This window comes from Staphylococcus sp. URHA0057 (assembly GCF_000620265.1).
Taxonomy (GTDB): Bacteria; Bacillota; Bacilli; order Staphylococcales; family Staphylococcaceae; genus Staphylococcus; species Staphylococcus pasteuri.
The window spans coordinates 269173-281191 of record NZ_JHVS01000001.1 but is presented as its reverse complement, the minus strand read 5'-3'; the positions used below and the strand labels follow the sequence as shown (position 1 = coordinate 281191).

Annotated in this window: 9 protein-coding genes; all 9 read left to right on the top strand. The window is 31.9% G+C overall.

From position 1 onward, the window contains the following. Nucleotides 1–28 precede the first annotated feature (28 nt). The 9 genes from rpsO (at nt 29) to N524_RS0101220 (ending at nt 12017) form a co-directional block, all read left to right on the top strand. Nucleotides 29–298, top strand: a complete 270-nt coding sequence (gene rpsO, locus N524_RS0101260) for a 30S ribosomal protein S15 (protein ID WP_017638362.1) — start codon at nt 29–31, stop codon at nt 296–298. 135 nt (nt 299–433) lie between these two features. After that, the gene (gene pnp, locus N524_RS0101255) at nt 434–2533 is read left to right on the top strand and encodes a polyribonucleotide nucleotidyltransferase (protein WP_029055437.1); all 2100 of its coding nucleotides are present in this window, start codon (nt 434–436) and stop codon (nt 2531–2533) included. Between the two features lie 173 nt (nt 2534–2706). Further along, the gene (gene rnjB / locus N524_RS0101250; RefSeq protein ID WP_029055436.1) at nt 2707–4380 is read left to right on the top strand and encodes a ribonuclease J2; all 1674 of its coding nucleotides are present in this window, start codon (nt 2707–2709) and stop codon (nt 4378–4380) included. 254 nt (nt 4381–4634) lie between these two features. Next, on the top strand, nt 4635–7037 hold the full coding sequence (locus tag N524_RS0101245; protein WP_029055435.1) for a DNA translocase FtsK: 2403 nt from the start codon (nt 4635–4637) through the stop codon (nt 7035–7037). A 2-nt stretch (nt 7038–7039) separates the two neighbouring features. Beyond that, complete coding sequence (locus N524_RS0101240) at nt 7040–7753, top strand: GntR family transcriptional regulator (protein ID WP_029055434.1); 714 nt, start codon at nt 7040–7042, stop codon at nt 7751–7753. 26 nt (nt 7754–7779) lie between these two features. Beyond that, nucleotides 7780–9057: an EF-P 5-aminopentanol modification-associated protein YfmF gene (gene yfmF, locus N524_RS0101235; RefSeq protein WP_029055433.1), complete on the top strand. Its 1278-nt coding sequence runs from the start codon at nt 7780–7782 to the stop codon at nt 9055–9057. Further along, nucleotides 9057–10343: an EF-P 5-aminopentanol modification-associated protein YfmH gene (yfmH, locus tag N524_RS0101230; protein ID WP_029055432.1), complete on the top strand. Its 1287-nt coding sequence runs from the start codon at nt 9057–9059 to the stop codon at nt 10341–10343. Before yfmF ends, yfmH begins: the two co-directional genes overlap by 1 nt. Continuing rightward, the gene (ymfI, locus tag N524_RS0101225; RefSeq protein ID WP_017638355.1) at nt 10343–11047 is read left to right on the top strand and encodes an elongation factor P 5-aminopentanone reductase; all 705 of its coding nucleotides are present in this window, start codon (nt 10343–10345) and stop codon (nt 11045–11047) included. Before yfmH ends, ymfI begins: the two co-directional genes overlap by 1 nt. Before the next feature lie 133 nt (nt 11048–11180). Next, a complete protein-coding gene (locus N524_RS0101220) occupies nt 11181–12017 on the top strand; it encodes a YmfK family protein (RefSeq protein WP_017638354.1) in 837 nt (278 codons plus the stop codon). The last annotated feature ends 2 nt before the right edge of the window (nt 12018–12019 follow it).

Sequence of the window (12019 nt, the reverse complement as noted above, 5' to 3'; positions counted from 1 at the left end):
GTATATACAATAAAGGAGGAAATTGATAATGGCAATTTCACAAGAACGTAAAAATGAATTAATTAAAGAATACCGTACTCACGAAGCAGACACTGGATCTCCAGAAGTTCAAATCGCTGTCTTAACTGCTGAAATCTCAGCTTTAAACGAGCATTTACGTGAGCACAAAAAAGACCACCATTCACGTCGTGGATTATTAAAAATGGTAGGTCGTCGTAGACATTTATTAAACTACTTACGTGGTAAAGATATTCAACGTTACCGTGAATTAATTAAATCATTAGGTATCCGTCGTTAATCTTAATAATAAATTAGGAAAGCACCATTCGATTGGTACTTTCCTTTTTTTATTCTCTAACAAATAAGAACTAATATAAATTGAAAGTAATAAGTGATATGATATAAGTAATAGAATTTAGAGAGGAGATTCATAATGTCTCAAGAGAAGAAAGTTTTTAAAACTGAATGGGCTGGCAGATCATTAACAATTGAAACAGGACAGTTAGCCAAACAAGCTAATGGTGCTGTTTTAGTTCGTTATGGTGATACAGTTGTATTATCAACTGCAACTGCTTCTAAAGAGCCACGTGATGGTGACTTTTTCCCATTAACAGTTAATTATGAAGAAAAAATGTATGCTGCAGGTAAAATTCCTGGAGGATTTAAAAAGAGAGAAGGACGTCCAGGTGATGATGCAACTTTAACTGCACGTTTAATTGATAGACCAATTCGTCCATTATTCCCTAAAGGTTACAAACATGATGTGCAAATTATGAACATTGTACTTAGTGCAGACCCAGATTGCTCACCTGAAATGGCTGCAATGATAGGTTCATCTATGGCATTAAGTGTTTCTGATATTCCATTCCAAGGACCAATCGCTGGTGTAAATGTGGGTTATGTTGACGGAAAATATGTTATCAATCCAACTGTTGCAGAGAAAGAAGTATCACGTTTAGACCTAGAAGTTGCAGGTCATAAAGACGCTGTTAACATGGTTGAAGCGGGTGCTAGCGAAATTACTGAAAGCGAAATGCTTGAGGCAATCTTCTTTGGTCATGATGAAATTAAACGCTTAGTTGCATTTCAACAAGAAATTATTGACCATATTCAACCTGAAAAACAAGAATTTATTCCAATTGAAAGAGATGAAGCACTTGTTGAAAAGGTTAAATCTTTAACAGAAGAAAAAGGTTTAAAAGATACTGTATTAACATTTGATAAACAACAACGTGACATTAATTTAGATGCATTAAAAGAAGACATTGCTGCTGAATTTATCGATGAAGAAGATCCTGATAACGAAACTTTAATTAAAGAAGTTTATGCAATCTTAAATGATTTGGTTAAAGAAGAAGTAAGACGTTTAATCGCAGACGAAAAAATTCGTCCTGATGGTCGTAAACCTGACGAAATTCGTCCATTAGAATCTGAAGTTGGTCTCTTACCAAGAGCACATGGATCAGGTTTATTCACTCGTGGTCAAACACAAGCATTATCTGTATTAACATTAGGTGCTTTAGGAGATTATCAATTAATTGATGGCCTAGGACCAGAAGAAGAAAAACGTTTTATGCATCACTATAATTTCCCTAACTTCTCAGTTGGTGAAACGGGTCCAGTAAGAGCACCAGGACGTCGTGAAATTGGTCACGGTGCATTAGGTGAAAGAGCACTTAAGCACATCATACCTGATACTTCTGATTTCCCTTATACAGTAAGAATCGTAAGTGAAGTATTAGAATCTAATGGTTCATCTTCACAAGCGTCTATTTGTGGTTCAACATTAGCTTTAATGGATGCAGGTGTGCCAATTAAAGCACCAGTTGCCGGTATCGCTATGGGACTTGTTACTCGTGAAGATAGTTATACTATTTTAACGGATATTCAAGGTATGGAAGATGCTTTAGGTGACATGGACTTTAAAGTTGCAGGTACTAAAGAAGGTATTACTGCTATTCAAATGGACATTAAAATTGACGGTTTAACTCGTGAAGTGATTGAAGAAGCTTTAGAACAAGCACGTCAAGGTCGTTTAGCTATTATGGATCATATGTTACAAACTATTGATCAACCTAGAAATGAACTAAGTGCCTATGCACCTAAAGTTGTTACAATGAATATTAACCCATCAAAAATTAGAGATGTCATTGGACCAGGCGGTAAAAAAATCAATGAAATTATTGATGAAACAGGCGTTAAACTTGATATCGAACAAGACGGTCAAATATTTATTGGTGCAGTAGATCAAGAAATGATTAATCGTGCACGTGAAATAATTGAAGAAATTACTCGTGAAGCTGAAGTTGGTCAAGTATACAATGCTAAAGTTAAACGTATTGAAAAATACGGCGCTTTCGTTGAATTATTCCCAGGTAAAGATGCGTTATTACACATCTCACAAATTTCTACTGAACGTATTAATAAAGTAGAAGACGTGTTGAAAATTGGAGACACAATTGAAGTTAAAGTAACTGAAATTGACAAACAAGGTCGTGTCAACGCTTCACATAAAGCTATAAATGAAAAATAATATTGTTTAAATGATTGGAATCTTTATAAAGGGTTCCAATCTGTTTATATTTCGCTAACCTTTTATATTAAAGCAGTGATGACATTGATTAATAGTGTACATCAAGCCCATTTTAACTTATAATAAATGGTGAGTTTATATATGGACGGGGATAAAATATAGGAGGTAACATTTTGAGTTTAATAAAGAAAAAAAATAAAGACATTCGCATCATACCACTTGGTGGTGTAGGAGAAATTGCGAAAAATATGTATATCGTTGAAGTAGACGATGAGATGTTTATACTTGATGCTGGTTTAATGTTTCCAGAAGATGAAATGTTAGGCGTAGATATCGTAATTCCAGACATTCAATATGTCATTGAAAATAAAGAAAAATTAAAAGGCATTTTCCTAACACATGGACATGAACATGCAATGGGTGCCGTAAGTTATATATTAGAACAAGTTGATGCTCCTGTTTACGGGTCTAAATTAACAATTGCCCTTGTTAAAGAGAGTATGAAATCACGTAATATTAATAAAAAAGTTCGTTACTATTCAGTTAACCATGAATCAGTTATGCGTTTTAAAAATGTGAATATTAGTTTCTTTAATACAACACATAGTATCCCCGATAGTTTAGGTATCTGTATTCACACATCTTATGGTTCAATTGTATACACAGGTGAATTCAAATTTGATCAAAGTTTAAGTGGACAATACTCACCAGACTTTAAACGTATGGCTGAAATTGGAGAAGAAGGAGTCTTTGCTTTAATCAGTGACTCTACTGAAGCTGAAAAACCAGGATACAATACACCTGAAAACGTGATTGAACATCACATGTACGATGCATTTGCTAAAGTAAATGGACGTCTTATTGTATCATGCTATGCTTCAAACTTTATAAGAATACAACAAGTATTAAATATTGCGAGCCAATTAAATCGTAAAGTATCTTTCTTAGGACGTTCACTAGAAAGTTCATTTAATATTGCACGTAAAATGGGTTATTTTGATATTCCGAAAGATTTACTTATTCCAATTAGCGAAGTAGAAAATTATCCTAAAAATGAAGTCATTATTATTGCAACAGGTATGCAAGGTGAACCTGTAGAAGCATTAAGTCAAATGGCTCAACAAAAACATAAAATTATGAACATCGAAAAAGGTGATTCAGTATTTTTAGCAATTACAGCATCAGCTAATATGGAAGTTATTATCGCTAATACATTAAATGAATTAGTACGTGCAGGTGCACATATTATTCCTAATAATAAAAAGATTCATGCATCAAGTCATGGATGTATGGAAGAACTAAAAATGATGATTAATATTATGAAACCAGAATACTTTATACCTGTTCAAGGTGAATTTAAAATGCAAATTGCGCATGCTAAATTAGCAGCTGAAGCAGGTGTTGCACCTGAAAAGATTTTCCTTGTTGAAAAAGGTGATGTTATTAATTATGACGGTACAAATATGGTATTAAATGAAAAAGTACCTTCAGGTAATATATTAATCGATGGTATCGGCGTCGGTGATGTAGGTAATATTGTATTAAGAGATCGCCATTTATTAGCTGAAGACGGAATCTTTATTGCAGTAGTTACACTTGATCCTAAAAATCGCAGAATTGCAGCGGGACCTGAAATACAATCAAGAGGTTTTGTTTACGTTAGAGAAAGCGAAGACTTATTAAAAGAAGCTGAAGAAAAAGTACGTGAAATCGTTGAAGCAGGATTACAAGAAAAACGTATTGAATGGTCAGATATTAAACAAAATATGAGAGACAAAATTAGCAAATTACTTTTCGAAAGTACTAAACGTCGTCCAATGATTATTCCAGTCATTTCAGAAATATAATCATTATAAATATAATTTAAAGAGGTTGGGACATACTCACATTGTTTTTAGTCATTTGAAATATATGACTTTGAACTTCAATAGGCTATTGTAAGTATAAGGAATGATTCGAATACATTCTTTATTTTACGAAATGTTTCTATTATGAGTGTAAGTGTCCTTGCCTCTTTCATCTTATTAAAAAAGCCTTAAATTATTGGCACAAAAGTTATTTATTATACATATGAAAGATTATAAAAAGAAGGTGTACCAATTTGCCACAAGCAAAGAAAAAATCGCCGACAAAGAAAAAAACAAATACAACTAGAAAGAAAACAACCACAAAGAAAAAGCAAACTGAGAGTCCATTAAGATATATTATTGCTATCGTTGTGGTTATTTTAATCATTTTAGGTGCTTTTCAATTAGGCATCATAGGACGAATGATTGATAGTTTCTTTAATTATTTTGTAGGAATGAGTCGATATTTAACATATATTTTAATTTTATTAGCAACAGGTTTTATCACATATTCTAAGAAAATACCTAAAACAAGAAGAACAGTAGGTTCAATTACATTACAATTTGCATTACTATTTATAGCTCAGCTATATTATCACTTTAGTAAAGGTATCGTTTCTGAAAGAGAACCAGTATTGTCTTATGTTTATAAATCATATGAACATAATCATTTTCCAAATTTTGGTGGCGGATTGATTGGCTATTATTTACTAGAAATTTGTATTCCGCTCATTTCTATTGTCGGTGTTATCATTATTACGATTTTACTTTTAGCATCAAGCATTATTTTGCTATTAAACTTAAGACATCGTGTTGTATCTAAAAAAATATTAGAAGGTATAAAAACTACTACAGTATCAGCTTCTCAAAATTTAAAAGAAAACCGACAAAATAATAAATCTAAAAAAGAAGAAAAAGCCAAAAATAAAGCAGAAAGAATCGAAAAGCGCCATCGTTCACAAGAAAATGATGTAGTAAAAGACGTTACAGATTTACCAGAAGTACAACAAGACAGTGATATACCTATATATGGTCATAGTGATTCTGAGAAAGAGACAGTACAACCAAAACGTAAAAAACGATTATTTGATCATGAAGCAAATGACAATACACCAAGCAATAAAGAACAACAGACGAATAATGATCGTTCTGAAATAGAACATCAAACTCAATCAACAAATAATGAAAATGATGATAGCCAAAATGAAAATTCTATTTCTGAAGCTGGAGAAGAAATGAATGTTTCTTATGTAGTACCGCCATTATCATTATTAAAGCAACCAGCTCAGAAACAATCAACGTCAAAAGCAGAAGTTAAACGTAAAGGTCAAGTTTTAGAATCTACAATGAAAAACTTCGGTGTTGATGCAAAAGTTACTCAAATTAAAATCGGACCAGCCGTTACACAATATGAAGTTCAACCAGCACAAGGAGTGAAAGTAAATAAAATCGTTAATTTGCATAATGATATTGCTTTAGCTTTAGCTGCAAAGGATGTACGTATTGAAGCACCTATACCAGGACGTTCAGCTGTAGGTATTGAAGTGCCAAATGATAAGATCTCTTTAGTTGCATTGAAAGAAGTATTAGAAGAAAAATTCCCTTCTAATGATAAATTAGAAGTCGGATTGGGTAGAGATATCTCAGGAGATCCAATTACTATTCAATTAAACGAAATGCCCCATTTATTAGTTGCGGGTTCTACCGGAAGTGGTAAGTCTGTTTGCATTAATGGAATAATTACTAGTTTGTTATTAAATGCTAAGCCACATGAAGTTAAACTTATGTTGATTGATCCTAAAATGGTAGAATTAAATGTGTACAATGGTATTCCGCATTTATTAATACCAGTTGTAACTAACCCACATAAAGCGGCACAAGCTTTAGAAAAGATTGTAGCGGAAATGGAAAGACGTTATGATTTATTCCAACATTCTTCTACAAGAAATATAGAAGGATATAATCAATATATTAGAAATCAAAATAAAGAATTAGATGAAAAACAAGCAGAATTACCTTATATTGTTGTAATTGTAGATGAATTAGCTGATTTAATGATGGTTGCTGGTAAAGAAGTAGAAAATGCTATTCAACGTATCACCCAAATGGCACGTGCAGCAGGTATTCATTTAATTGTTGCTACACAAAGACCGTCCGTAGATGTTATTACTGGTATAATTAAAAATAATATTCCATCAAGAATTGCCTTTGCTGTAAGTTCACAAACAGACTCAAGAACGATTATAGGTTCTGGAGGAGCTGAAAAATTACTAGGTAAAGGTGATATGCTATACGTTGGAAATGGTGATTCAACTAAAACAAGAATACAGGGTGCATTCTTAAGTGACCAAGAAGTACAGGATGTAGTCAACTATGTAGTGGAACAACAACAAGCTAATTATGTTAAAGAAATGGAACCTGATGCACCAGTAGATAAGTCAGAAATGAAAAGTGAAGATGCGTTATATGATGAAGCCTACTTATTTGTTATAGAAAAACAAAAAGCAAGTACATCTTTATTACAAAGACAGTTTAGAATTGGGTATAACCGAGCATCAAGACTCATGGATGATCTTGAGAGAAATCAAGTTATAGGTCCTCAAAAGGGAAGTAAACCAAGACAAATTTTAGTTGATATTGATAAAGATGAGGTGTAATTATGTCGGAAATGAATGCTAAATATAGAGTAAAACAATACATTTTAAATAAAATTAAATCTGGAGAGTTAGAGTATGGAAGTAAATTACCAAGTAATTTATCAATTGCTCGTGAACTTCAAATAAAAACAGATGATGTTTATGATGGGATAAATGAACTTATCACTGAACAAGTGATAGTTGATAATTTTGAAGAGGGTACAAGTGTGAAATCACTGTCCCCTTTCTTTTATCCCTTAAATGAATTGATTAGTATAACTGAAATGATTAAAAGTGCTGGTTTTAAATCTGGGACTGAATATTTAAATTTTGATGAACAACCAGCAACCATTTTAGATGCTAAACGTTTAGGAATTGGCGAAAAACAACCAGTTACTATTATAGAAAGATTAAAAACTGCCAATCACCAACCGGTTGTGTATTGTTTAGATAAAATTGCGAAGGACTATTTAACATGTACGGGTTACCAAGAAAGTAATGGTTCAATGTTAAATGCAATTAAAGATGCAACAGGTCATATAGTAACTTATGCAGAAACTGATTTAGAAGCGGTTAATTATGAACCTCATATATCAGAATTACTTAATGCCTCACCACATGAAGGATTAATGTTACTCAAAGTAACACATTATGATGAAGAAAAGAATCCGATTTTATATTCTTTAAATTATATGAAAAGTAGTTTAGTGAAATTTAGAATTACAAAAGAAAAATAATGATAAAGTCATTGGAGGTAAAGTAGTTGCATAAAGAAAAGCAAAATAATAAAAATAGACATATTCATGTGATGCCAACTGAAAAATTTAAAACTACAACGATAACATTTAAATTTATGGCACCACTTGATTATGAAACAATTACTGAACGATCAGTGCTTAGTAAAGTACTAGTAAGAGCTTCTCAAAAGTGGCAAGACGATAAGGCTTTGAATCGTCGATTGTCTGAACTTTATGGCGCTTATGTGAATAGTTTTGTTTCTAAATTTAAAGATAAACATGTTATTACAATTTCCCTTGAAATCGTAAATGAACGCTATCTCAAAGACCAAACCCCATTATTTGAACAAGGGTTAGATTTATTAAATGAATTAATATGGAATCCATTAATACATAATCAACAATTTGACGAAAAATTTGTTAAACAAGAAAAATCACTACTTAGTAAAAAAATAGAAGCTATGATTGATAATAAAGCGCAATATTCATTCTTAAAATTGTTAGAAAATATGTTTGAAAATGAAGCTTATCGATATTTAGCGACAGGTCAAATTGAACAAATATCTAAAGTGACTCCAAATTCCTTATATAATACATATCAATCAATGATTCAAAATGATTATTGTGCTGTTTATGTTGTAGGTAATGTTAATCAACAACAAGTTATTGACCAAATCAATACTAAATTTAATATTGAGCCATTTATTTTTGAGACAACTTCAAATGATAATAAACAATTAGAAAATGCTAGCAACATACCGAATCCAATTGTTGAGACTGATGATGTTGATCAAGCAAAGCTAAATTTAGGATATCGTTTCCCAACGCATTATGGTAAAAATAATTACTATGCTTTTATAGTGTTTAATATTATGTTTGGCGGAGATCCTTCATCTGTACTATTTAACGAGGTACGTGAAAGACAAAGTTTAGCTTATTCTATTCATTCACAAATTGATGGTAAAAATGGTTATCTATTTGTGCTTAGTGGTGTATCAGCAGATAAATATGAAGTTGCTAAACAAACAATTTTAGAAGAGTTCGATAAATTTAAAAAAGGTGAATTTGAAGAAGGTAAAATTGAATTAGCTAAAAAAATCATTACGTCCCAAAGACACGAATCTACAGATAGACCCAAAAGTATTATAGAAATATTACATAATCAGATTCTGTTAGATGAACCACAAACTGACGAAGACTTTTTGAATAACATAAATCAAGTTACTAAGAAAGATATCGTAGATCTTGTAAATGAAGCAGTTTTAGATTCGATTTATGTATTAACGAAAGGGGGAAATGAGTAGTGAAACAACATTACTATGAGGTCATAGATGAAAAAGTTTATGAACATGAATTACAAAATGGCTTACGTTTATTTGTCATTCCTAAACCTGGATTTCAAAAAACATTTGTAACGTATACTACTCAATTTGGCTCACTAGATAGTCGTTTTAAACCTCTTGGCCAGAATGAATTTGTGACAGTCCCTGATGGCGTAGCACATTTTTTAGAACATAAATTGTTTGAAAAAGAAGAGGAAGATTTATTTACTGCTTTTGCTGAAGAAAATGCACAAGCGAATGCATTTACAAGTTTTGATCGTACAAGTTACTTATTTAGTGCTACTGATCACTTAGAAAATAATATTAAACGATTACTGACTATGGTTGAGACGCCTTATTTTACAAAAGAAACTGTAGATAAAGAAAAAGGTATTATTGCAGAAGAAATCAAAATGTATCAAGAACAACCTGGCTATAAATTAATGTTTAATACATTAAGAGCGATGTATACAAATCATCCAATTAGAGTGGATATTGCGGGTAGTGTTGAAAGTATTTATGACATTACTAAAGATGACTTATATTTATGTTATGAAACATTCTACCACCCATCTAATATGGTACTTTTTGTTGTAGGTGACGTAGATCCAGAATATATTGTTGATATTGTAGAGGAACATGAAAATCAGCGAAATAAAACAAATCAACCTGAAATCGAACGTGCTAAAATTGATGAACCTCAATCTGTGAATCAACATTTTGTAACTGAAGAAATGAAACTACAATCCCCTAAATTGATGCTTGGATTTAAAAATCAACCATTAGAAGAATCTCCTGAAAAATATGTACAACGTGATTTAGAAATGACATTTTTCTATGAACTTATTTTTGGAGAAGAGACTGAATTTTATCAAGAATTACTTAATAATGATTTAATTGATGAAACATTTGGATATCAATTTGTTTTAGAACCGACGTATAGTTTTTCTATAATTACAAGTGCCACAACTAATCCAGATCAATTAAAACAATTGCTTTTAAATCAATTGAAACAAAATCAAGGTAATCTCTCAGATATTGAAGCTTTTGAATTACTGAAAAAACAATTTATCGGCGAATTTATTTCGAGTCTTAATTCTCCTGAGTACATTGCGAATCAATACGCAAAGCTATACTTTGAAGGAGTTAGTGTCTTTGATATGTTAGATATTGTTGAAAATATTACGCTTGAAAGTGTCAACGAGACATCACAACTATATTTAAATTTAGATGAAATCGTTGATAGTCGCTTGGAGATTAAACCATAATGAGAGCTCTAGTATTAGGTGGTTCAGGTTCAATAGGAACAGCGATTGTTGAACAATTATTAATTGATGGATATGAAGTCGATCTACAATTTAACACGTCCGATGAGACCCAATTAAAGGCACAGTATCAAAATAAAAAAGTTAATTTAATTCAATGCGATTTATCAGGTAATGTTAATTTAGACCATTTATTTGGGCATATTCAGCAACTTGATTGTATTATTTATGCTGCAGGAAATGCATTATACGGTATGCTTCAAGACATGACTGATGAACAAATTGACATGACTTATCAGATTCACGTCCACCAACTCATCAGAATAAGTCGTTATTTTGTAGATACATTGAGACAAAGTGAAAATGGAAGAATCATTGTTATTTCTTCAATTTGGGGAGAAACTGGTGCGAGTATGGAAACAATTTATGCGACAATGAAAAGTGCTCAGCTAGGGTTCGTAAAATCATTAAGTCAAGAATTATCACAAACATCAGTGACTGTTAATGCAATTACGCCAGGTTTTGTATCAGGTAATATGAGTGACAAATGGTCTGAAGATGAACTCAACCAAATTTTAGATGAACTTCCTCAACACCGTATGATTGCACCTAATGAAATAGCTTATGCTTGTTCATATTTATATCATCCTATGGCTAAAAGTATTACTGGCACCATTCAAAAAGTTAACGGTGGTTGGTATTTGTAATAACTACTTGTAAGCTCCAAATTTTTGCATGAACTTTGTAGTACATGATATTGAATTCGATGTTATAATGTGAGTATTATTAATCAAAGTATAGTCTATTTTATAGTTGTGTTTAAACAAGGGGTGGATTCTCGTGTCAGTGGCTGAGAGAAGAAAAGAATGGTATCTAGAATACGAAATTACAATGAATCGTGCTGGTTTGCTAGGAGACGTTTCGAGTTTATTAGGGATGTTAGGCATTAGTATCGTTACTATTAATGGCGTTGATCAAGGTAAACGTGGATTATTAATTAAAACTGATAAATTAGAAAAATTTCAACGATTCGAACAAATCGTTAAAGAAATTAATGAAATCGATATAACTAAATTACGTGTACCTGAATTGCGAGACAGATTAGCTGTTAGACACGGTCGTTATATCGAACAGGATGCCGATGATAAAAAGACATTTCGTTTTGAACGTGAAGATTTAGGTTTACTTGTTGACTTCTTAGCAGAATTATTCAAAGAAGAAGGACATAAATTAATCGGAATTCGTGGTATGCCACGAGTTGGTAAAACGGAATCAATCGTTGCAGGTAGTGTTTGTGCCCATAAACGATGGTTATTTATCAGCTCAACATTAATTAAACAAACAGTTAGAAGTTCATTAATTAAAGGCGAATATGATTCGAACCATGTTTATATTATAGACGGAGCAGTTACAGCTCGAGAATCTAATACGAAACACCAAGATTTAGTTAGAGAGATAATGACACTTCCTTCAGTGAAAGTAGTGGAGCATCCAGATTTATTTGTTGAATCATGTGACTATAGCATGGATGATTTTGACTATATTATTGAATTACGTGAAAATAAAGATCAGGAAATTCAATATGAAGAAATGAAGAAACAAACAGCTCAAACTAAAAGTAAAAATAATTTAGATTTTGGTGATCCATTTGGTGGAGGATTTGGATTTTTTGAATAGGA

What these genes read in the sequence shown, in the direction of transcription:
- rpsO (WP_017638362.1), top strand. Translation starts at nt 29, where the DNA reads ATGGCAATTTCACAAGAACGTAAAAATGAATTAATTAAAGAATACCGT.
- pnp (WP_029055437.1), top strand. Translation starts at nt 434, where the DNA reads ATGTCTCAAGAGAAGAAAGTTTTTAAAACTGAATGGGCTGGCAGATCA.
- N524_RS0101240 (WP_029055434.1), top strand. Translation starts at nt 7,040, where the DNA reads ATGTCGGAAATGAATGCTAAATATAGAGTAAAACAATACATTTTAAAT.
- ymfI (WP_017638355.1), top strand. Translation starts at nt 10,343, where the DNA reads ATGAGAGCTCTAGTATTAGGTGGTTCAGGTTCAATAGGAACAGCGATT.